Here is a 23068-nt window from a genome sequence, read left to right as displayed (position 1 = left end):
CGCGGCGCCGCTCGGCGCCGCCTCGGCCGCGTGCGGCGCGCGGCCCCGGTCGGCGCCCTCCGGCACCTCCGTCCGCCGCAGCCCGTTTCTCAGCTCCCGCGCAGCGCTTCGCAGGAAGCCTCTGGCTGTCATTGCCTCACCCACTACCCAACTCGCCTTACCGATCTGCCTTCCAGCCCCACTTGGACCAACCAACGGGCCGTCAGGTTGTGCGCGAACAGTGATGAATGCGGGGCGGGTTGTGCGCGCCGCCCGCTGGACTGCGACCGCGTCAGCGGTCGATCCGCACCCGCCGCCCGCTCAACTCCGCGTCCAACGCCTCGATGTCGGCGGCCACCATCAGCTCGGCCAGCTCGCGCCAGCGCACCTTCGGCTCCCAGCCGAGCACCTCGCGCGCCTTGGACGCGTCCCCGATCAGGGCGTCCACCTCGCTCGGCCGCTCGTACTTCGGATCGAACCGCACATGGTCCTTCCAGTCGAGACCGCCGGCCGCGAAGGCCGCCGCCAGGAAGTCCCGCACGGTGGCCGCGACCCCGGTGGCCACCACGTAGTCGTCTGGCTCGTCCTGTTGGAGCATCCGCCACATCGCCTCGACGTACTCCGGCGCGTAGCCCCAGTCGCGCACCGCGTCCAGGTTGCCCATGTAGAGCCGGTCCTGGAGGCCGGCGCTGATCCTGGCCACCGCCCGGGTGATCTTGCGGGTGACGAAGGTCTCGCCCCGGCGCGGCGACTCGTGGTTGAACAGGATCCCGTTCGCCGCGTAGAGCCCGTACGCCTCGCGGTAGTTGACCGCCGACCAGTAGCCGTAGACCTTGGCGCAGCCGTAGGGGCTGCGCGGATGGAACGGGGTGCCCTCGTGCTGCGGCGGCGGCGTCGCGCCGAACATCTCGGAGGACGACGCCTGGTAGATGCGGGTGTCGATGCCGCTGGCCCGGATCGCCTCGAGCAGCCGCAGCGTGCCGAGCCCGGTGACGTCGCCGGTGTACATGGGGACGTCGAAGGAGACCCGGACGTGGGACTGCGCCCCCAGGTTGTAGACCTCGTCGGGCCGCAGCTCGCGCAGCAGGTTCACCAGCGCCACCCCGTCCGTGAGGTCCGCGTGGTGCAGCACCAGCGTGCGGGACGGCTCCTGCGGGCCCTGGTAGATGTGGTCGATCCGCTCGGTGTTGAACGAGGAGGACCGCCGCACGAGGCCGTGCACGGTGTAGCCCTTGGCCAACAGCAACTCGGCGAGATACGAACCGTCCTGCCCGGTGACCCCGGTGATCAACGCCGTCCTGTTACCGCCACTCATCGCGGCCCCAGCCTCTCTCTCCGCACTGTGCGTAAGGGTGTTCGTTCTGGTATGTAGTGATATGACACAATCCGCTGCCATGACGACACTGCTGCCGCCCGACGCCCGGATCTTCGTCGCGGGACACCGCGGCCTGGCCGGAAGCGCGATCGCCCGCCAACTCACGGACCGGGGCCACGAGGTGATCACCAGGGGCCGCGCGGAGCTCGACCTGCGGGACGCCGAGGCGACCCTGCGCTTCCTGCGCGACACCCGGCCGGACGCGGTGGTGCTGGCCGCCGCCACGGTGGGCGGCATCCTCGCCAACGACCGCTACCCGGTGCCGTTCCTCGAGGACAACCTGCGGATCCAGCTCAGCGTGATCGGCGGCGCGCACGCGGCCGACGTCGACCGGCTGCTGTTCCTCGGCTCCTCGTGCATCTACCCCAAGCACGCGCCCCAGCCGATCACCGAGGACGCGCTGCTGACCGGCCCGTTGGAGCCGACCAACGAGCCGTACGCGCTGGCGAAGATCGCCGGCATCTCCCAGGTGCGGTCCTACCGGCGGCAGTTCGGCCGGCGCTACGTCGTGGCGCTGCCCACCAACCTCTACGGCCCGGGCGACACCTTCGACCCGGAGAACTCGCACGTGCTGCCGGCCCTGATCCGCCGCTTCCACGAGGCCGCGCGGGACGGGCGCGAGGAGGTCGTGCTGTGGGGCACCGGCACCCCGCGCCGCGAGTTCCTGCACAGCGACGACCTCGGCCGGGCCTGCGTCACGCTGCTGCGCGACTACGACGGGGACTCGCCGGTCAACGTCGGCGTCGGCGAGGACCTGACGATCGCCGAACTGGCCGCGACCGTCGCCGAGGCCGTCGGCTTCACCGGCCGCGTCGGCTGGGACCCGAGCAAGCCGGACGGCACCCCCCGCAAGCTGCTCGACGTCTCCCGGCTGGCCGCGCTCGGCTTCGTTCCAGGGACGCCGCTGCCGCGCGGCGTCCGGGAGACCTACGAGTGGTGGCTGGCCGAGGGCGCGGCGGCCGAACGGCCGCGCCGTTACGCCACGGCGCCGGTGGGTGCCTCGGGTCATCAGTAGGCGCCCCGGCCGTCGACGACCGCGCGGAAGGTGCGGGCCAGGACGTCCAGGTCGCCGGTCATCGACCAGTTGTCGGTGTAGAAGAGATCCAGCGCCAGGCCCTCGTCCCAGGACAGGTCGGAGCGGCCGCTGATCTGCCACGGGCCGGTGATCCCCGGCTTCACGCCGAGCCGGCGCAGCTCGACGGCGCCGTAGCTCGCCACCTCCTCCGGCAGCGGCGGCCGCGGCCCCACCAGCGACATCTCGCCCCGCAACACGTTGACCAGCTGCGGGAGTTCGTCCAGCGAGGTGCGGCGCAGGAAGCGGCCGAAGCGGGTGATCCGGGGATCGCGGCGGATCTTGAACAGCGGCCCGTTCAGGTGCTCGTTGAGCCCCTCGAGCTCGCGCCGCCTTGACTCGGCGTCCGGCACCATCGTGCGGAACTTCCACAGCGTGAACGGGGTGCCGCGGTAGCCGATCCTGGTCTGCCGGTAGAGCGCCGGCCCGCGCGAGTCCAGGCTGACGGCGAGGGCGAGGACGGCCAGCAGCGGGGCGAGCGCCACCAGCGCGGCGCCCGCCGCCACCCGGTCGAGCGCCGACTTCAGCGCCGGCTGCGGGCCGTGGCGCAGCGGCGGGTCGATGTGCAGGAGGTTCAGCCCGGCGGCGCTGGAGACGGTGAGCCGGCGCAGCGCCACCTCGGAGAGCCCGGAGGCGACGGCGAGTTGGAGGCCCGCGTCCTGGACGGCCCAGCAGATCCGGCGCAACCGCTCGCCGGTGAGCAGGCAACCCGGCGCGATCAGCACCAGGTCGGCGTCCTGCCGGCGGGCCGCGGCCAGCACCGTGCTGCCGTCCGGGCCCTCGGGTATCAGGTCGGGAACGGCGGGGGAGCGGTCGACGGCCGCCGCGAGCCGCCCCAACTCCTTCACACCCGAGGTGAGTTCGCCGGCCTCCCCGACGAGCACCGTGCCGATGACGACATAGGCGTGGTCGGTGCGGGCGGCCAGCTGGGCGGTGACCTCGTCGACCGGGGCCGGTTCGCCGACCACCAGCACCCGGCGCACGGCCCTGGCCCGGTGACGCTGCGCCAGCAGGTGCCGGTGCAGCAGGGCGCCCGTCACCGCGGTGAGCAGCAGCGACGGGACGAGGGCGACTAACGCCGAGGTGACGGCCGACCGTTCGCCGGTGACGGCGCGCAGGCCGGCGAGCAGGCCGAGGAAGATGAGCCAGTCGTGCACGGTGGGCAGCAGGCCGCGGGTCTCGCCGAGGGAGCGCGCGCGGTAGCGGTGGTGGATCACCCGGATCGTGACCCAGGAGAGGGTGGCTACGGTGGCGGCGGCGAGCGGGCGGGGCTCCGGCGCGAGACCGTAGACGGTGAGCACCGGCACGAACACGCCGAGCACGTCGGTGGCGACGGCGACCGGCGGATACCAGGGGGAGGTCTCGCGGCGGCCAAGAGGCCTGAGGGTGGCCGCCGTTGGTCTTCGGGCGAGCCCGGAGTGCGGGGCGTTGGGTTGTTGATGACGCATGGACCCCCCAAAATGCGGACGCGGCAACACTGAGCGGTGAAGCGGCTGCGGCAGAGGTGCAACGGTACTGCGTTGATGAGGCGAAGATACGAAGAAGAACGGCGCGTCCTCATCTCCCCCCGAGTTCGCGCCGACCGCAGAAAAGGCTAGGGCATGCAACTACCGTTTGGCGTGCGTTGGCTATAACTTTCCCTGGTTGTGGGGCTCATGGATGGGATCGCGCCACGCGCCGGGGCACCACGAGGTGAACTCCCGTGCGGGGGTGGGGCAGCACCTCGACCGGGTGCTGGTACACGCGGCTCAGCAGCTCCTCCGTGAAGACCGTGTGCGGCGGCCCCTCCGCGGCGACCCGGCCGTCGTGCAGCACGGCGGCGCGGTCGGCGTAGGCCGCGGCGAGCCCGAGGTCGTGCAGCACCACCACGACGGCGTCGCCCGCGCCGGCGCGCGCCCGGCAGACGCGCAGCACCAACTCCTGGTGGCGCAGGTCGAGTGCGGCCGTCGGCTCGTCGAGCAGCAGCAGCGGGGCGCGTTGCGCCAGCACCCTGGCGAGCGCGACCCTGGCACGCTCGCCGCCGGAGAGCGCCGAGAACTGCCGGCTGGCGAAGGCCGTCACCTCGGTGGCCGCCATCGCCTCGGCGACCGCCGCGTCGTCCTCGTCCTCGGCGGGCGTGCCGGCCCAGGGCGCGCGCCCCATCCGCACCACCTCGGCGACGGTGAACGGGAAGGCGAGCGCGGCGGTCTGCGGCAGCAGGGCGCGGCGCAGCGCGAGGCCGCGCGCGCCCCAGGCGGCGGCCGGGCGGCCCGCGATGGTCAACTCGCCGCTGGTGGGCGGCTGATCGGCGGCGAGCGCGGCCAACAGTGTGGACTTGCCGGCCCCGTTGGGCCCCACCAGGGCCAGCACCTCGCCGGCGCGGACGTCCAGGTCGACGCCGGTCAGTACGTCGCGGCCGCCGAGCCGGACGCCGAGACCGGCGGCCCCGGCCAGCGGCTCGCCCGGCACCGGCCTGGCCGGCGGCTCGGGGGTCCGGTCGCGCAGCAGCCGGCCGATCACGCCCAACCCCCCTGTCGGCTGCGGGTCCTGCGGAGCAGCCAGAAGAAGAACGGGCTGCCGATCAGCCCGGTGATCACGCCGAGCGGCAGCTCGGCGGGCTCGGCGACGGTGCGGGCCACCAGGTCGGCCGAGAGCAGCACCAGCGCGCCGCCGACGGCGCTGGCCGGCACCAGGAACCGGTGCCCGGGACCGGCCACCATCCGCAGCAGGTGCGGCACGACAAGGCCGACGAAACTGATCACACCCGCGACGGCGACGGCCGCCGCGGTGAGCAGCGCGACGACCAGGATCAACGAGATCCGCAGCCGCTCCACGTCGACCCCGAGGTGGCGGGCGGGGCGCTCGCCGAGCGCCAACAGGTCGAGGCGCCTGGCGTAGACGGGCGCCGCCAGCAGGCCGAGCGCCGCGCAGGGCAGCACGGCCAGCACCTTGGGCCAGGTCGACTGGGCGAGCGAGCCGAGCTGCCAGAAGGTGATCTGCGAGATCTGGGCGTTGTCGGCGAAGAAGATGAACAGGCCGACGAGCGACATGGCGAACGCGTTGACGGCGATGCCGGTGAGGATCAGCGTCACCACCTCGCTGCGGCCGCCGGACCGCGACAGCGCGTAGACCAGCAGCACGGTGAACAGGCCCGTCACGAACGCGAAGACGGTGACCGTCCAGTTGCCGAGGACCTCGACGCCGAACGCGATGGCGGCGACCGCGCCGACGGCGGCGCCGGTGGAAACCCCGATCACGCCGGGCTCGGCCAGCGGGTTGCCGAACACGCCCTGCATCAGCGCTCCCGCGCAGCCGAGCGAGGCGCCGACGAGCATCGCGAGCACGACGCGGGGCAGCCGCACGTCCCACAGCACGCTCTCGCCGATCCGGTCCAACGGCTGCCCGCCGAGGTGCAGTCGGTGCCGGACGGAGGAGAGCAGGTCCCCGAGCGGAATGTCGTACGCCCCGATCGCGGCCGACGCGAGCGCGACCACGACGAGGGCGACGACCAGCCCACCGCCGAGCCAGCCGGCCGTGCCTCCGGCCTCCGGCCGGGGGCTGGCCGGCGCGGGTTCGGCCGCCGCCAGCGGCTCGGCCGCGCCTCCGGCGCGGGACGCGCCTGCCGGCGCCGGGTCGTGGTGCGGTCGGAGGTCTTCGGCGGCGGCGGGTTCGGCGGCGCCGTTTGGGCCGTCGGCCTCCGGCCGGGGGTCGGTTGGTGCGGTGGGTCGGTCGGCGGCTCCCGCTTGGGCCGCGTCTGGCCGATGGCCGTTGGCGCGGGCTCGTTCGGCCTGGCCGCTGGCGCGGCTGGCCAACGGCGCGGGCGATCCCTTCGGCACGGCCGCGTCTGCCGGCTCGGCGGTCGTGGGTTTGTCGGCGCTGGCTGGACCATCGGCCTCCGGCCGGGGGGCGTTCGGTGCGGTGGGTCGGTCGGCGGCTGTCGCCTGGGCCGCGTCTGGCCGATCGCTGTTGGCGGTGCTGGCGCGGCTCGCGCCTGCCGGCGCCGAGGGCGGGCCGAGCCGGTCGCCTGCGGCGGCCGCGCTGTGCGCGGTCGCGCCGGTGACGGCCGGGGTTCCGGCCTCCGGTCGGTGGCCGCCGGCCGGCGTCGTGGGGTGGTCGGTGCGTGGCCGATGGCCGTTGGCGCGGGCTCGTTCGGCCGAGCCGCCCCGCGCCTCCGCGCCTTCGGCGCGGGACGCGCCTGCCGGCGCCGGGTCGTGGTGCGAGCGGGCGCCTTCGGCGCCCGTGTAGGCGGGGGCACCCGCCTTCGGCTGGGTCGGGCGGCCGGGCAACGGCCTGGTCGGCTCGCCCGCGCCACCGGCGCGGCTCGCGCCTTCGGCGCTGGTGGCGGCCGGGGTCCCGGCCTCGGGCTGGGGGCCTCCTTCGCGCCCCGCCTTCGGCTGGGTCGGGCGGCCGGGGGCCGCGTCCGCGCCTTCGGCGCGGCTCGCGTGGGCCGTCATTCGGTTGGTCCGGTGTCGTGGAGTTGGGTGGCCAGGGAGGCCAGGACCTCGTCCGTGCGGGGGCCGTAGTTGAGGAGCATGCCGTCCTCGATGCTGGCGACGCGGCGGTCCATGCCGGCGGGGGTCTGGGCGACGCCGGGGAGTTCGAGGAGGCCGTCGACGCCGTCGACCGACTCCAGGCCCTTGGACATCACCAGGATCACGTCGGGCGCCGCCGTGACCAGTGCCTCGCTGGTGATGGGGGTGAAGTCCCCTTCGAGGCCCGCGTCCGCGCCCGCGTCGATGCCGCCGGCCGCCTCGATCAGGGAGGTCGCGCCGGACTCGGCGCCGCCGATGAGGAAGACGGAGGCGGAGCCGCGCAGGTAGAGGAAGGCCACCCGGGGGCGGTCGCCGTCCGTCGGGATCTCCGACTGCGCGGCCGCGATCCGGTCCGCCGTACGGGAGTTGAGCTGCGCGCCGGCGTCCGGGACGCCGAGCGCGGCGGCCACCGCGTCGATCCGGGTGGTCACGTCGTCCAGGCTCGCCGCCGCGTCGAAGACGACCACCGGCACGCCGGCCGAGCGGATCTGGTCGATGGCCTCGGCAGGACCGCTGGTGGACTCGGCGAGCACCACGTCGGGCCGCAGCGACAGCACGCTCTCGGCCGAGACGTCGTGGCCCCTGGTGACCACCGGCAGGTCGGCCGCCTGCTCGAAGGTGGCCGTGACGTCCCTGGCGGCCACCCGCTCCCCGAGCCCGAGAGTGAAGACGATCTCGGAGATCGACCCCGACAACGGCACGATCCGCTCGGCCGCTTCGACGGTCACCCGCTCACCGTCCGCCGAGGCGACCGTGACCGGAAGCGCCGGCGTCGGCGCCGGCCCCGACAGCGGTTCCACCCGGTCGACGGGCGGCACGGTGGCGGTCGAGCCGGCCCCCGTTTCGGAGGACGAGGAGGACGAGGACGGCGAGGAGGATCCGCCGCACGCGGTCAGCAGCAGGAGCAGTGCGCCAAGGGCCGCCAGCGGACCAGCTCGCTTCATCTCTCCGCACCTCTCCGATTCCCGGGGCCGGGCCACCTGTCGCGGTGGCTCACCGTGGCTTAGGTTAGCCTAACCTCAGTCGTCGACCCCGGTTCGTCGGGAGGGACCCTTCGATGCTGTCCAGGAAGCTGCCCGGATATCCACGCCCACGCCGGCGTGGGCTCCGCGCCCTGTTGCCGCTCGCCGCGCTCGTACTCGCCGGCCTGCTCGCGCCGTTCGCCGGCGTCGCGCAGGCGGCCGAACGCGCCGTGGCCGGCGGCCGCCTCGACTGGGGCATCCGCTCGTCCTTCCAGAGCTATGTCACCGGCCCCATCGCGCAGGGCAGTTGGACGCTGAGCGGCGGCGCCGCCACCGTCGGCCAGAGCGAGTTCCGCTTCCACTCGGCCACCGGCGACTACGACCAGGACAGCGGCGCCCTCACCGCGAGCTACTCGGGCGGCGTCCGCTTCGTGGGGCACCAACAGGAGGACGGCTCCTACGAGTTGGACCTCACGATCAGCAACCCCACGGTCAGCGTCGATGGCGGTGCCGGCACCCTCTACGCCGACATGCGCAGCAAGGCGCGCGGCAGCGGCGAGATCACCGAGTCGACGCGGGTGCCGCTGGCCGCCCTCGACCTGACCGGGGTCGACCTGCGCGGCGGCACCCAGATCGCCGTCACCGGCATCCCCGCCACCCTGACCACCGAGGGCGCCACCGCCTTCGCCGGCTACTACCAGGCGGGCGACCCCCTCGACCCGGTCAGCCTGACCGCCGACACCGAGGACCCCGCGCCGGCCCCGAGCGAGCCGAACCCCGAGGCGCCGGAGGAGAGCGCGGAGCCCGCGGAACAGGACGGCGACCCGGCCGAGAACGCCGGCGAGTTCGTGGACGCGGCCGTGGACTGGGGGGTGCGCCGCACCTTCCGGGAGTACGTCACGGGGGAGATCGCGGCCGGCGGCTGGGAGCTGAACGACGGCGCCCAGGACGGCGGCGCGCTCTTCAGGTTCCCGGCGGGAGGTGGCACCACCGACCCCGAAGCCGGCACCGTGGACGCCGAGTTCACGGGCGCCGTCACCTTCACCGGCACCGGCCTCGACCTCACCATCGGCGGCGTCACCGTCTCCGTCGCCGACGGCACCGGCACCCTGGCCGCCGACGTCACCGCGGGCGACGAGGAGACCCGTGCCGACCTGCCGCTCGTCACCTTCGCCGCCACGCCCGACCAACTGACGCCCCAGGACGGCCTGATCCTCCTCCAGGAGGTGCCTGCCCAGCTGACCGAGGAGGGCGCCGCCGCCTTCGACGGCCTCTACCAGCCGGGCACCGAGATGGACCCGATCACGCTGGCCGTCGCGCTGGACGCCGACGCCCGACTGCCCGCCCTCCCCGACCTGGGCAGCGAACCCACCGCCGCCGAGCCGGAGGCCGAACCGCCGGCCGACGAGGAGGCCGTCCAGGCCGACGACATGGACCGCGGCGCCTCGAATCTCACCCTGTTCGCGATCGTCGCCGCGCTCCTGCTCGTCCTGGCGGCCCTCGCGTTCGGGATCGTGCGGCGCAACCGCCACACGATCCCACAAACAAAATCCGGCCCGCCTTCCGAGGAGACAGACCCCGCTTGACATCCTCCCCTCCTGGAATTGAAGGGGATTCCTACCCTCGCGAGAGGACCTTTCTGATTCACCGCGGACCGCCCCCGGGACGAACCCAAGCCAGGGTCTTACACCCGCTCCACAGACCTCACTTCCCGCCAGCCCGGCGGTAGGTCGCCGGGACTTGGTTATCGCCCCGGCGGCCCTATCACTCTACCAGAGCATTCCGCGACGATGCCGCTACGTTCCGCTAAGCGGACGCCGGGGATGCGTTTCGTCTCTCTCGGCTGAAGCCGAGGGTTCCACGCTAGGAGTTCCGATGAGGCCCACCAGACCACTGCTGCTCGCGGCGGCCACCGCCACCGTGCTGAGCGTGACCTCCCTGGCCGCCCCGGCCCTCGCCGACGACGGCGGCTCCGCCCCGTCCACCACCATCGGCCTCACCGACGGCACCCTCGACTGGGGCGTCAAGGAGTCGTTCCGCCGCTACATCAGCGGCCCCATCGCCGGCGGCGGCATCACAGTCGCGGACGGCGCCGAGACCAACTCCGACGGGACCTTCCGCTTCACCGAGGGCACCGGCAGCTACGACCTGACGACCCACGCCGTGGACACCGGCTTCGAGGGCGGCGTCCAGTTCCAGGGCCACGGTGGCGAGTTGGACCTGACCCTCGCCGAGCTGCGGGTGGTCACCGAGGGCACGGGCGGCGCCATCGTCGCCGACGTGACGGTCGCCGGCACCACCACCGAGGACGTCGAGTTCGCCAGCCTCGACCTGTCGGGCGTCGCGCCGGGCCAGGGCGAGGGCGGCGCCATGGTCTTCGCGGACATCCCCGCCACCCTCACCGAGGACGGCGCCGAGGCGTTCGAGTACCACGGCAACCCGATGTACCAGCCGGGCACCGCGCTCGACCCGGCCACCCTCACCGTGACCCCGGTCGCCGAGCAGCCGGAGGAGCCAGGCACCCCCGAGGAGCCGGAGGAACCGGAGGAGCCGGGGACGCCGGAGCAGCCCGAGGAGCCGGGCACGCCCGAGGATCCCGAGACCCCCACCCCCGAGGACCCGGAGAACCCGGCGCCCGAGGAGCCGGAGGACCCCGACGACCAGGCCCCTGACCCCGACACCTCGGGGACCGTCCAGGAGGGACGCCTCGACTGGGGCGTCAAGGAGTCCTTCCGCACCTATGTGACCGGGCCGATCGCCAACGGCGACGTCGAACTCTCCGACGGCGCCAGCGAGATCGGCGACGGCTACCGCTTCCCGGTCGCCGGCGGCGAGTTCTACCCCGAAACGCCCGCCCTGGACGCCGACTTCGCCGGCGGCGTCCGCTTCACCGGCCACGAGGGCGCGCTCGACCTGCGGTTCACCGAGCTGACCGTGGAGATCGACGGCACCGAGGGCGAGTTGATCGCCGACGTCTCATCGAAGGACCGCACCAGCGGCGAGGTCACCGAGTACGACGCCATCACCGTCGCCGAACTCGACGTGCCGGCCGACGCGTTGAACCCGGTCGACGACGTCCTCACCCTCGACGCGGTGCCCGCCACGCTCACCGCCGAAGGCGCCGAGGCGTTCGGCGGCTTCTACTCGGCCGGCGAGGAACTCGACCCCGTCACCGTCAGCGTCGCCCTGGTGGAGGGCGCCGACCTCCCCGACGACGACAACCGTGACGACAACACCGACGACGACAACGGCACCGGCGGACCCACCACCCAGACCGGCGCCCGAGGCGGCGCCGTCGGCGGCGCGCTCGCCAGCACCGGCACGAGCGGCGACCTGCCGGCCGCGCTCGGCACCGCCGCCGCCCTGACCGCGATCGGCGCGCTGGCCTACGGGGCCACCCGCCGGCGCCGCACGCCGGAGAGCTGACGGTCCGGCTCTCCCCGGGGTCGCGCCCGCCGCCACTGTCGCCACCGACTCGGTGCGGCGGGCGCGACCCCAACCCTCCCCCAGCTGACGGCCCCCAGGGAGGTGCCCCCATGCCGGGGTGTCACCAACTGTGCGCCCCGACGGTCGCCTCGAGCACGTCGAGGAACGCCCGCACCGGACGGGCCGCCGGCGGCGCGCCGTAGATCGCCACCGAGATCCGCCGCCGGTCGCCCGGCAGCCGGTCGACCACCACACCCTCGTTCCGGTGCGCCTGGAGCGCGAGCCCCGGCAGCACGCTCACCCCGAGGCCGGCCGCCACCAACGCCTGGACCGCCACGTGGTCGTCGGTCTCGAAGGTGATCCGCGGCGTGAAGCCGGCCCGCTCGCACACCGACACCAGATGCGCGCGGCACCGCTCGCAGCCGGCGATCCAGCTCTGCTCGGCGTGCGTGGCCAGCTCCTGCCGCCGCCCGGAGAAGCGCCGGCCGCGCGCCGTGACCAGATACAGCGGCTCGTCCAGCAGCGGCGTCACCGTCGTGTTCCGCCGGTCGCCGCGCACCGGGTCGTCGTGCTCGAAGATCAGCGCCGCGTCCACGTCCGCGTTGCGCAGCGCGGTCAGCGCCTCGGGCGGCTCCGCCTCGGTCAGCGCCAGCTCGATCCCCGGATGCGCGGCCGCCAGCCGGGCGGCCGCCGCCGGCACCAGCGTGGCAAGCGCCGAGGGGAACGCGGCCAGCCGCACCCGCCCGGTGCGCAGGCCGGCGTGCGCGGCGAGCTCGGCGCGCGCCGACTCCACCTGCCCCAGGATCTCCTCGGCGCGCGCCACCAGCAGCCGCCCCGCGTCGGTGAGGATCACCCCGCGCCCGGCCCGCCGTATCAGCACCACCCCGACCTCGGCCTCCAGCTTCGCCAGGTGGTGGCTGACGGACGGCTGGGCGTAGTGCAGCGCCTCGGCCGCCGCCGTCACGGAGCCCTCGCGGGCGACGGCGACCAGCACGCGGAGCCGGGTCAGGTCGAGCATGCCCGAATCATAGGCAATCTCGATGCTTCCAGAGAAAACAAGCATTGGATCTATTGGTCGCGATCATGCCACCGTGCTGGCATGGCCGTTCTCTCCCCGCCCTCGGTGCCCACCATCACGGACGCGCTCCGCGCCCGACGGCTGCTGGCCGAGTACCTGCCGCCCACCCCGATGTGGTCCTACCCGGCGCTGGACGCGGCGGGCGGGGCCGGCACCACCGTGCTGGTCAAGCACGAGAACACCCAGCCGACCGGCGCCTTCAAGGTGCGCGGCGGCCTCACGCTGCTCGCCGGCATGGACCAGGAGCAGCGCGCCCGCGGCATCGTCGGCTACTCCACGGGCAACCACGCCCAGTCGCTCGCCTACGCCGCCGCCAGGTTCGGCGCGCCCTGCGTGATCGTCATGCCGACCGACCCGAACCCGGCGAAGGCGAGCGCGGTGCGGGCGCTCGGCGCCGAGCTGATCGAGGCGGGCGCCGACCTCGGCGAGGCGGCGGTGCACGCGGAGCGGGTGGCGGCCGAGCGCGGCATGCGGCTGGTCAGCGCGGCCAACGAACCGGAGCTGATCGCCGGCGTCGCCACGGCCTACCTGGAGATCTTCGACCAGGCCCCGGACGTCGACGCGCTGATCGTCCCGGTCGGCGGCGGCAGCGGCGCCGCGGCCGCCTGCCTGGTGGCCGCCTCCGTCGCCCCCGGCTGTCGCGTCTACGGCGTCCAGTCCGCCGCCTCGCCTGCCGCGCACGACTCCTGGCGGGCCGGACAGCTCCTCACCCGCCCCAACCGCACTCGCGTCGAGGGCCTGGCCACGGGTGCCGGCTTCGACCTCACCCAGCGGATCATGCGGGCCCACCTCACGGACTTCCTGCTGGTCGACGACGACGCGATCGCCGCCGCGCAGTGGCGGCTGATGCGCGACGCCCACACCCTGGCCGAGGGCGCGGGCGCGACGGCCCTGGCGGCCCTCCTCACCCACCCCGCCCACTTCGCCGGCCGCCAACGGATCGCCGTCGTCTGTAGCGGCGCCAACGCGAGCGAAACGGAAATCCGCCGCCTGTAGCCCCTTGCGGGGCCAAGCCCCCCCGGACACCTCAGCCGCCTCCGCGCGGAGGCCGGCGGCCCCTTGCGGGGCCATGGCCTCGCGGATGCCTCCGCAGGCCCGGCGGAGGCCGGCGGATGGTCCGCCGTGGCGCCCCGGGCGAGTCCGCCTCCGGCGGAGCCCCGGACCCCGGCCGGGCTGGACGCGGCAGCCAGGGCGCGGGGCGCCCACCTGACATGGGCGTACCGTCGCCACACGGCGGCCTGATCACCGCCGGCCGTGGCCTCACGAGATCCCCGCCCCCCCGCCGGCCGCGCCGGGCCCCGTTGGGCCCGCTGACGCGCTGGTCCCGCAACCGTCGCAGGCTTCGCCGGCCCGCAGCCCCGCCCGACCCCGACTTCGCCGGGCCGCGACCCCCGGCATCCAGGCACCCCTGGCCTCCGGCGTAGCCGGCACTCGGGCCGCAGCCCTGGCGGGCCCTGGCACCTCGGAGCCTCCAGCCCCCGGCGTAGCTGGCACCTGGCTTGGCCAGGACCTGGGCCTCGGCCCTGGTGGGCCCCGGCCCCCCGCCCCGGCCCCGCACCCCCGGCGGGCCCGGCACCCGGCTGCGCCGGGGCCGGGCTCCGGCCCTGGTGGGCCGGGCGGCCCGACGCCTGCCCCGGCTCGCCGGGGCCTGGCGGCCCCTGGCCCTCGGCCCCCGGCCGGCCCCTGGACTCGCCGGCTCCGGCCCTTGAACCCTCCGGCCCCGGAACGATCCCTCCCGGAACGGCGGTCGGTCCGTCAGCCGGCCGACGTACGCCGTGGCCGGGGTCGTCGGGGGCCGTCCGTCCGCCAGGACGGGCTGGCATGTTCCTGCCGGAGGTGGGGTCGGGAATCCGGTGCGGGCCGCGGGTAGGGTCGCCGGCGGGTGGATCGTGCTGGGTTCTCGGGGGAGTACTGCGGTGCCTGACCTGACGTTCACGCGGGTAGATGTCGAGGCCGAGGCCGGCAAACAGCCGTGGCAGCGCTGCGAGCAGTTCGCCACCGAGATCGACCCGGACGACATGGCCGACACCGCGGCCAGCTACGCGAGGGCCGCCGAAGGCGCCCGTGGCGCCGGGGAGTTGGCGGCGCGGGCCACCGCGCTCTCCGCGCAGGCCGGCGGGCTCGACGGGGACGAACTGGTGGACGCCGAGGGGCGGATCGTCGAGACGGCCGACGGCCTCCAGGGCAACGGCGAGGACCTGGACCAGGTGTTGACCCACCTCGTGCGGGCCATGAACACCGCCATCGACACCCGCGACGAGGTGTACGGCCTGGTCTTCGAACCCGGCGGCCTCGAGGAGAAGTACCAGCGGCACGTCCGGGCCGCGGCCGACGAGTGGAACGCCTGGCAGGGCGCGCTCACCGACCGCGTCGCGGAGGCCAACCGCACCGGCACCATCCGCGGCGTGCTCGGCACGCCCGTCGCCCTCTGGGTGCGGCACGGCGGCAAGGGCGTCCTCGCCCGCCCCACCTTCGGGAGCGGCGGCGGCCCCGTCTACCAGCTGCCCGACGGCCTGCCTGGCGAGGTCCGCGCCAAGCACCTCCGCGCCGCGGCCGACGACGCCGGCACCGCCCACGACGACATCACCGAGGCCATCGACCAGTACACCCGCAGGCTCGCCGAATCGGGCCAACTCCTCGAAGGGCTCGGCCTCGACACCACCGGAGGACCGCTCGACCTGTGGACCTCGCCCACCGTCGCCGAGGTCGCCGCGGGGAGCCTCGCCGAACTGCTGCGGCAGCACAACCCCGATCCCGACCTGCTCGCCCTCTACACCGAGGGCCTCGCCCAGATCCAGGACGGCGACCCCCGGCTGCTCACCGAGGCGGAACGCGGCTACCTCCAGCGGTTCTACGAGAACCTGGACATCCAGGCCCTGTCCGCGCTCGGCCAGCTCCACTCCGACCCCGACGACCTCGCGGACGGTCCGGGGCGGGCCGCCGCCGAGGAGCGGCTGCGGGGGATCTCCCGCGCCCAGGAGGCCGTGGCGAACGGCATCAACCTGCTGACGGACCCGGAACGCGGCGGCTTCGACCCGGCCACCGAGGCCGGCCGGGCCGCCGTGCCCGCCTCGATCCGCACCTTCGTGTACGACTACGCCGAAGGCGACATGTTCGCCACCGACTACCCGGGCCCCAGGTTCATCCCCGCCGAGCTGCGGCTGTTCAACGGCTTCGGCGAACTCATGACCCACGCCACGACCCCGCCGGGCGACGCGTTCGCCCGGAACCTCGCCGAGGCCGCCGTGGACATCCAGACCGCCACCTCGACCCAGTACCACCCGATGCGGATCGAGATCGTGCCCAACACCGGGAGCAGCGGCCTGCTCCAGGCCGCCGCGCTCAACACCGAGGCGTCCGCCGGGCTGCTCAACGACGCGGACTTCCGCGACCTGTTGCTCCGCCAGGAGTGGGAGGACAGCGCGGGCGTCGGCGCGTTGATCGCATCGGGCACCACCGTGCCGGCGGGCGTCGACCCCAACGACGCGGCCGCGAAGCCGTACGTCCAGGCCGCCTTCAACGTGCTGTCGAACGTGGACGACTACGACCTCTGGGTGCTGGTGCCCGAGCACAGCCCGCAGGCCGACGTCGGCAACACCGACCACTCGGGGCTGCAACGCGCCATCGGCGACACCGCGTTGCGCTACCTGAACATGATCTCGCAGTTCCCAGGCGACGCCGGATCCCAGTTCCTCGAACCCGCCGACCCGAACGACCCCGCCGCCCGCCGGTTCACCAGCCTGCTCGGCCAGGACCACCGCTACGGCTTCCAGCTCTCCAGGGAGGACCGGCAGGGCCTCTTCGAGCTGATGAACGGCAGCATGGACACGGTGCGGTCCGATTTCCGGGCCGGCGTCGGCGAGTGGCAGGCGCTCACCGCCTACCAGGCGTTCCACTCCGGCACCGGGGAGGCCGCCGCGCTCGAGGCGGTCGGGCGGGTGGCCGGCTTCGTGGAGCACGCGGACATCCAGGCCGTCGAGAACGGCGCCGACCGGTCCCGGATCGAGACCACCGCGCTCACCGGCCTGACCACCGGCGCCGGAGCGGTGGCCACGCTCGCCGGCGCGAGCAACCCGGTGAGCGCGGGCGTGGCGCTCGGCGCCTACGGCCTCACCGCCGCCATCCGAAGCTCACTCGGCCCGGCCGAGCTCACGCCGCAGCAACTGGCCGAGATCGACGCCATCGAGTCGGGCGACTGGGACGTCAGGACCCTCGTCGCGCACGCCGCGCTCGCCGCCGACTACGGCAACGCCCAGGATGCGCTCGACCGTTACTACGGCCGGGAGAACAGCGGCCTGCCGCGGGCCGGTTCGCCCGACGTCGTCTACGGCGACCTGATGAACGCGGTCTCCGAGATCGAGACCAAGAGCTACCCGGGCGCCGAGGAGCGGATCAGCCGGGGCTTCGAGGACGCCCTCGGCAGGTAGCGGGCATGATGATCCCAACCTGACGGGGGAGGACGTGTGTTCGGGATCATCAGACCGTGTCGACATCGGCTGCCCGACGGCCTGGCGGCCGAGTGGTTGGGCCATCTCTGCGGCCTGTGCCTGGCGCTGCGCCGGGTCCACGGCCAGGCCGCGCGGACGGCCACCAACTACGACGGACTGCTGATATCCGTGCTGTACGACGCGCAGTCGCCGCGCGGCGAGGCCGGCAGCGGCTGGCGGCGGGCCGGTCCCTGCCCGCTGCGCGGCATGCGGACCGCGTCGGTCGCGGACGGCGCCGGCGCCCAACTCGCCGCGGCCGTCTCGCTGGTGCTGGCATCGGCCAAGATCCGCGACCATGTGGCGGACGGCGACGGGGCGTTGGCGCACCGCCCGCTCGCCGCGGCCGCCCACCGGATGGCGAGCGGCTGGGACCTGGCCGGCGCCAGGGGCGGGGCAGGCGTGGGCTTCGACACGGCGGTGCTGGTCGAGGCCGTCGACCGGCAGCAGGACGTCGAGGCCCTGGCGGGCCCTGGCACCCCGCTGCTCGCCGTCACCGAACCCACCGAGACCGCGACCGGCGCGGCCTTCGCCCACACCGCGATCCTCGCCGGCCGCCCGGCGAACGCGACCCCGCTCGCCGAGGCGGGCCGGCTCTTCGGCCGGGTGGCGCACCTGCTGGACGCCGTCGAGGACCGCGACGCCGACCGCGCGGCCGGCGCCTGGAACCCGATCAGCGCCACCGGCACGCCGCTCGGCGAGGTGCGGCGGCTCTGCGACGACGCGGTGCGGGGCGTCCGACTCGCCCTGCGGGACGCCGAGTTCGACGACGACCGGCTGGCCCACCTGCTCCTGGCCCACGAGCTCGACCGCGCGGTCGGCCGCGCCTTCGACGAGCGGTTCGACGCCCCACCCCGCCGCCGGGGACTGGTGGCCGGCTGCGCGCGGTGGACCTGGCTGTTCTGCACCTGCCAGGTGTGTTGCCGGAAGGAGTACGAGGACCCGTGGAACGGGAAGCGGCGGCGGGAGGGGTGGTGCCGGAAGTGCGACTGCGGGGACGCGTGCGACTGCTGCGACTGCTGTGAGTGTTGCGGGGGCAGATCCGGCGGTGGCGGCAGCGGTGGCGGGGGCGGTGGCGGAGGTTGCTGCGACGGCTGCTGCTGCGACTGCGGCCCCTGACGCGGTGAAAGCGCCATGAAAGCGCTGGTCGCGAGACTCGCCCGAGCGAACCGGTGTCCGAGGGACGCACAGCGGGTGCGCCCGCCGGTTCGAGCGAACGCCGAGAGCGAGTCACCGAGGGCATGTCCGACAACCACCAGCACTACCACCACCCCCCGCAGCAGCCGCCCCCGTACCAGCACGCCGCGCCGCCGCCGGGATACGGCCACCCCGCGCCCCCGGTGCCCGGTGGCCCGGCGCCGCGCCGCGCTCGGCCCTGGTGGGCGCTGGTGGCGCTCGTCGCCGTACTGGCGGTCGGCGGCGCGGTCGTGATGTCCCTCGGCGGGGGAGGGGACGGGGCGGGATCGGGAGACGGGGAGCCGCGGCTGGCCACGCACCCGACCCTGGAGCCGCTGGAGTTCCCCGACGCGCTGGCGCTCGACTACGAGGCGGGACCCGACGCCGCGTGCGCCGCCGTCTCCGAGATCATGCTCGCCCGCAACTACGAGTTCCAGAGCGCCGACGCCGAGGACGGCGGCGCCGACTGCTGGTACAACACCCCGGCGGCCAGCACCCTCGACGACGGCACCTACCGGTTCACGGCCAACGTGTACATGTCGGTCGGGGAGATCGCGGGGCCCGCCTACGACAGGTTCTCCTCCGTCATCCGCTCCCACGTGGCCAGCGATGTCGCCGACATGGTCTGGAGCCCGCTCTACGAACTCCCCGTCGGCGACGAGGGCTGGATCGTCCACAACCAGAACCTGGCGTCGGGCCTGGAACGAGGCGACGGCACCGCCTCGTTCCGGCAGGGCGACACCACCTTCTACGTCCTCGTCTACGGCTGGACCGTGCGCCACGACGGCCCGAGCGAGCCGCTCACCGAGGAGACCACCTTCCGGGAGATCACCGACATCGTCAGGTCGCTCGGCGGCGACACCTCGGCGGGCGCGCCGCAGCTCAGCGAGTCGCCGGCCCAGGAGTACCCGGGCCTCCAGGACTTCGGGGACCCCATGCCGCCGGTCGAGGGCTCGGGCCAGGAGCGCTGCGCCGCGCTGACCGACGTGGTGACCGCACAGCTCAACGGCCAGGTGTGGGGGGAGGTCGTCGACGACGGCCCCGAGGTGACCATCCCGGTGACCGCCTGCAACTACCGGCCGGCGGAGGCGGCCTACGGCCTGGAGGGCACGGGCCTCCGCACCATCCGCATCAGCGTGGAGGACTACACGGAATCCGAGGTCATGTACCCCGCGGGTGAGCTCGGATCCAGCCTGCGGTCGACCATGGACAACCTGCGGGACTCGGCGGGCGCAGGACCGCTCTACACCCTGCCGGCCGGCACCTCCGGCTACCTGGTGTACGAGGACGACGGCGGGGGGCACGGCTTCCTCGACGCGGGCTACGTGGTCGGCGACCGGTACGTCGCCGTCCAGATCAACGGCTCCTACAACGCCGGTGGCTTCGACACCAGGGCCCTGACCGAGGAGGAGCTGGTCGGCGACCTGACGACGCTGCTCACCGCCATGAACGGCTGATCCCCCTCCCCGGCGACGCCGAGGCACCCCCCGTCACAGGGAGAAGACACCGAACGAGAACCCGGCGGCCGTGACGCCGCCGCCGGCGTCGACCGTCACCCCCTCGCCCTCCAGCAGCCGCACGGCCGCCAACTCCGGGCGCGGGAGCGTCAGCGTGGCGGGGGCGCGGCGCGGGTTGACGACGACGAGGCAGCGCCCGCCGCGCAGGTACGCCAGGGGGTAGCCGGTGTGCAGCACCTCGACGGGGCTGTGCGGGCCCAGTTCCGGCGTGGCCTTGCGGAGCGCGATCAACCGGCGCACCAGATGCAGCAGCGAGTCCTCGTCGGCCCGCTGCGCGGCGACCGTGGGGCGGTCGGGATCGGGGTCGATCGGCAGGTAGAGCCGGTCGGCCGGGGCGGTGGAGAAGCCGGCGTTCGGGGAGTCGTCCCACTGCATGGGGGTGCGGGAGCCGGCCCGGTTGTAGCGCTCGCCGAGCCGGCTGCCCTCGTGGTCGGGCAGGTCGGGGACGAACCGCATGCCGATCTCGTCGCCGTAGTAGATGGCCGGCAGGGTGGGCCAGGTCAGCTGGAACGCGAAGGCCGGCGGCAGCTGTTCCGCGGTGCGCGGGCCGCAGGCGAGCCGGGAGAAGTCGTGGTTCGCGGTGGGCAGGGTGATGTGGCCGCGGTCGCCGATCACCGAGCTGACGGTGGACCACGCCTCGACGAACGTCTCGGCCGTGCCGCCGCCCTCCGCGTCGAAGAAGCAGTGGCGCTGCGTCCAGTGGTCGGCCACGGTGCCCTGGTTGTTGTTCCACAGCGAGCGCAGCGGCAGCCCGTCGGACGGGCCGCCGAACTGGAGGAAGAAGTCGGAGTGGAAGCCGGCCGGCACGGAGACCGCCGGGTCGCCCCACTCGGCGAGCAGCGCCGCCTCCGGGTGGGTGTCGTCCAGCCAACGGCGCAGCTCGGCCCAGAGCGTGGAGGTCTCCACCAGCTCCGGGTCGTCCTTGACGAGGGAGTGCGCCATGTCGACGCGGAAGCCGGCGAGGCCGAGCCGCAGCCAGTGGTCCATGACGCCGCGCAGCGCCATCCGGTTGGCCTGCGGCCCCGGGGCGTCGATCGGCTGGCGCCAGGGCTCGGCCGGGTCGGTGCGGGCGTAGCCGAAGTTGAGGGCGGGCTGGCTGTCGAAGAAGTTCGGCAGATAGCTGCCCGGCCGGCTGCCGGGGGACGCCACGAAGCGTGGCGGCCGGCCCTCGGCCCAGATGTAGCGGTCGTTGCCCGGGTCCTCGGCGGCGGCGAGGAACCAGGGATGCTGGTCCGAGGTGTGCCCGGCGACCAGGTCGAGCATCACCCGGATGCCGTGGCCCCTGGCCGTCTCCACCAGCCTGGCCAGGTCGTCGTCGGTGCCGTAGCGGGGGGCGAGGGAGAGGTAGTCGGAGACGTCGTAGCCGGCGTCGCGGAACGGCGAGGCGAAGCAGGGGTTGAGCCAGACGGTGTTGACGCCGAGCCAGGCCAGATGGTCAAGGTGCGCGGTGACGCCGTCGAAGTCGCCGACGCCGTCGCCGTCGGAGTCGGCGAAGCTCTGCGGATAGATCTGGTAGAGCACGGCGTCGGCCAGCCAGGACGGGACGGGACGGAAGGGCGACATGGCAGCGGGACACCTTTCTCGAGGACGCTCAGCCCTTGACGGCGCCCGCGGTCAGCCCGGAGACCACGGCGCGCCGGAAGATCAGGACCAGCAGGGCGATGGGCAGCACCGACACGGTCGCGGCGGCGAAGATCGTCCCGTAGGGCACGGTGAACTGGCTGCCGAACAACGCGAGTCCGACCGGCATGGTCCGGTAGCGGTCCGCCGTGTTGAGGGTCAGCGCGATCAGGAACTCGGTCCAGCAGGCGGTGAAGGTGAAGATGGCTGCCGTGAACACGCCAGGCGTGGCCTGCGGCAGGATCACGGAGAGCACGGTGCGCAGCGGCGAGGCGCCGTCCACCCACGCGACCTCCTCCATCTCCTTGGGGATGCTCTGGAAGAAGTTCCGCAGAATCCAGATCGCGAACGGCACGTTGAGCGCCGTGTAGACCAGGATGAGGCCCTGGTAGCTGTTGAGCCAGCCCACGTCGCGCATCAGCAGGAAGAGCGGGGCGGCCAGGGCGATGGTGGGGAAGAGGGAGATCATCAGCAGCGCCACCATGATCGGCGCCTTGCCGCGCAGCGGCAGCCTGGCCAGGGCGTAGCCGGCGAACGAACTCAGGCTCAGCACCAGCAGGGTGGCGATCACCGAGACCAGCACCGAGTTGAGCAGATAGGTGCCGAAGTGGTTGTCGGTGAAGGCGTCCCGGTAGTTGGCCCAGGTGGCGTGCTCGGGCCAGGCGGTGGGCGGGTGGGTGCCGATCTCCTCCGGCGGCTTGAGCGAGGTGGCCGCCATCCAGTAGAGGGGGGCCGCCACGAAGGCGGCGACGACCAGCGCGGCCACGTTGGGCCAGCTGAGCACGGCCCGCAGCAGCCGGCCGGCCCGCGCGCCCCAGGGCTCGCCGCCGGGCGCCCCGGTGGCCGTCGTCTCCCTCGCCGCCGTCGTCATGCCCCGGCCTCCTCGTCGCCGACGCGGGACTTGAACGCCCGCAGAAAGACCAGACAGCCGACCAGCACCAGGCCCGCGGTGCTGGCGGCCACCGCCGCGCCGGGACCGAAGTCCAGGTTGGTGAACATGACCTGCCAGCCGAGCAGGGCCAGGGACTCGGTGGCGTTGCCCGGGCCGCCGCCGGTGAGCACGAAGGGCAGGTCGAAGATGCCGAACGCCTGGAGGATCCGGAACAGCACGGCGATGGTCAGCGCGGGCCGCAGCAGCGGCAGCCTGACCCGCCAGAACGCGGTCCACGGCCCCGCGCCGTCCACCCGGGCCGCCTCCGTGACCTCGCGCGGCAGCATCATCAGCCCGGCCAGCACGATGATCGCCACGAACGGGGTGGTCTTCCAGATGTCGGCGACGGCCATCGAGACGACGGCGGGCCCCGGCGTGCCGAGGAACTGCGGCGCCGAGCCGGTCACCCCCTCGACCACCGACGTCAGCACCCCGTAGACGCCGTTGTACATGTAGGCCCACAGCTGGGCCGAGACGACGGTGATCATGGCCCAGGGGAGCAGCAGCAGGGCCATCATCCAGCCGCGGCCGGCGCTGAGCCGTTCGAGCACCAGGGCGACGATGGTGCCGAGCACCAGCTCGGCGAGGACGGTGCCGACGGTGTAGAGCACGGTGAACAGCAGCGCCTGGCGCCAGCGTTCCGAGCCGAGCAGCATCGAGTAGTTCTCCGCGGTGATCCCGGAGAGCCGGAAGCCGTCGGACGAGACCTGGACGTTGCTCAGGCTCATGGCGACGGAGAAGACGATGGGGAAGAGCGTGACCGCCAGCACGACGAACAGCGCGGGCGTCGCGAACACCCAGCCGAGGCGGGCGAAGCGGCGCTCCAGCGCGGTCCTGTGGTGTCCTGGGTGCAGGGCGGGGCGCCGGCGGCGGCGCCTTTCTGGCCGCCGCGGCCCGGGCCGCGGCGGGGTGCCGGCCGGCGGCGGCGCGCAGGGCG

Annotated in this window: 16 protein-coding genes; 7 read left to right on the top strand and 9 right to left on the bottom strand. The window is 74.0% G+C overall.

All coding sequences use genetic code 11. From position 1 onward, the window contains the following. Positions 1-271: 271 nt before the first annotated feature. Positions 272-1294, bottom strand: coding sequence for a GDP-mannose 4,6-dehydratase (gene gmd, locus ACYVPE_RS33840; protein WP_461037627.1), 1023 nt, complete (start codon positions 1292-1294; stop codon positions 272-274). Positions 1295-1373: 79 nt separating this feature from the next. Between gmd and ACYVPE_RS33835 the strand changes: the two genes are divergently transcribed. Next, on the top strand, positions 1374-2369 hold the full coding sequence (locus ACYVPE_RS33835; protein ID WP_461037626.1) for a GDP-L-fucose synthase family protein: 996 nt from the start codon (positions 1374-1376) through the stop codon (positions 2367-2369). Here ACYVPE_RS33835 and ACYVPE_RS33830 read toward each other — a convergent pair. The 4 genes from ACYVPE_RS33830 to ACYVPE_RS33815 form a co-directional block, all read right to left on the bottom strand. Continuing rightward, positions 2363-3874, bottom strand: coding sequence for an exopolysaccharide biosynthesis polyprenyl glycosylphosphotransferase (locus ACYVPE_RS33830; protein WP_461037625.1), 1512 nt, complete (start codon positions 3872-3874; stop codon positions 2363-2365). The two genes, ACYVPE_RS33835 and ACYVPE_RS33830, sit on opposite strands and share 7 nt — an antisense overlap. A gap of 205 nt (positions 3875-4079) precedes the next feature. Then, positions 4080-4925, bottom strand: coding sequence for a heme ABC transporter ATP-binding protein (locus ACYVPE_RS33825; RefSeq protein WP_461037624.1), 846 nt, complete (start codon positions 4923-4925; stop codon positions 4080-4082). Further along, positions 4922-5992: a FecCD family ABC transporter permease gene (locus ACYVPE_RS33820; protein ID WP_461037628.1), complete on the bottom strand. Its 1071-nt coding sequence runs from the start codon at positions 5990-5992 to the stop codon at positions 4922-4924. Before ACYVPE_RS33820 ends, ACYVPE_RS33825 begins: the two co-directional genes overlap by 4 nt. 863 nt (positions 5993-6855) lie before the next feature. Further along, on the bottom strand, positions 6856-7881 hold the full coding sequence (locus ACYVPE_RS33815; RefSeq protein WP_461037623.1) for a heme/hemin ABC transporter substrate-binding protein: 1026 nt from the start codon (positions 7879-7881) through the stop codon (positions 6856-6858). A 113-nt stretch (positions 7882-7994) separates the two neighbouring features. Between ACYVPE_RS33815 and ACYVPE_RS33810 the strand changes: the two genes are divergently transcribed. Together ACYVPE_RS33810 and ACYVPE_RS33805 are read left to right on the top strand one after the other, a co-directional pair. Next, positions 7995-9485, top strand: coding sequence for an HtaA domain-containing protein (locus tag ACYVPE_RS33810; RefSeq protein WP_461037622.1), 1491 nt, complete (start codon positions 7995-7997; stop codon positions 9483-9485). A 289-nt stretch (positions 9486-9774) separates the two neighbouring features. Next, on the top strand, positions 9775-11325 hold the full coding sequence (locus tag ACYVPE_RS33805; RefSeq protein WP_461037621.1) for an HtaA domain-containing protein: 1551 nt from the start codon (positions 9775-9777) through the stop codon (positions 11323-11325). Between the two features lie 121 nt (positions 11326-11446). On the opposite strand, the gene ACYVPE_RS33800 is transcribed toward ACYVPE_RS33805, so the two are convergent. Further along, positions 11447-12343, bottom strand: a complete 897-nt coding sequence (locus ACYVPE_RS33800) for a LysR family transcriptional regulator (protein ID WP_461037620.1) — start codon at positions 12341-12343, stop codon at positions 11447-11449. 81 nt (positions 12344-12424) lie between these two features. Here ACYVPE_RS33800 and ACYVPE_RS33795 point away from each other — a divergent pair, with 81 nt between their 5' ends. From ACYVPE_RS33795 to ACYVPE_RS33780, 4 genes are all read left to right on the top strand, one after another. Next, positions 12425-13399, top strand: a complete 975-nt coding sequence (locus ACYVPE_RS33795) for a threonine ammonia-lyase (RefSeq protein ID WP_461037619.1) — start codon at positions 12425-12427, stop codon at positions 13397-13399. Positions 13400-14319: 920 nt separating this feature from the next. Beyond that, positions 14320-16830, top strand: coding sequence for a TPR repeat region-containing protein (locus ACYVPE_RS33790; protein WP_461037618.1), 2511 nt, complete (start codon positions 14320-14322; stop codon positions 16828-16830). A gap of 36 nt (positions 16831-16866) precedes the next feature. Next, entirely contained in the window at positions 16867-18006 is a 1140-nt protein-coding gene (locus tag ACYVPE_RS33785) for a DUF5685 family protein (RefSeq protein WP_461037617.1), read from the top strand. Between the two features lie 122 nt (positions 18007-18128). Further along, complete coding sequence (locus ACYVPE_RS33780; RefSeq protein ID WP_461037616.1) at positions 18129-19520, top strand: hypothetical protein; 1392 nt, start codon at positions 18129-18131, stop codon at positions 19518-19520. A gap of 33 nt (positions 19521-19553) precedes the next feature. Here the strand turns inward: ACYVPE_RS33780 and ACYVPE_RS33775 are convergent, their stop codons facing one another. The 3 genes from ACYVPE_RS33775 to ACYVPE_RS33765 all read right to left on the bottom strand — a co-directional run. After that, positions 19554-21143: an alpha-amylase family glycosyl hydrolase gene (locus ACYVPE_RS33775; RefSeq protein WP_461037615.1), complete on the bottom strand. Its 1590-nt coding sequence runs from the start codon at positions 21141-21143 to the stop codon at positions 19554-19556. 28 nt (positions 21144-21171) lie between these two features. Beyond that, complete coding sequence (locus ACYVPE_RS33770) at positions 21172-22071, bottom strand: carbohydrate ABC transporter permease (protein WP_461037614.1); 900 nt, start codon at positions 22069-22071, stop codon at positions 21172-21174. Further along, positions 22068-23068, bottom strand: a 1001-nt coding sequence (locus ACYVPE_RS33765) for a carbohydrate ABC transporter permease (protein WP_461037613.1), incomplete at its 5' end; no start/stop codon positions are given. The genes ACYVPE_RS33770 and ACYVPE_RS33765, both read right to left, overlap by 4 nt.

The organism is Streptomyces mayteni (genome assembly GCF_054783955.1).
The sequence above is the reverse complement of the archived record's forward strand: the minus strand, read 5'-3'. Positions and strand labels throughout refer to the sequence as shown.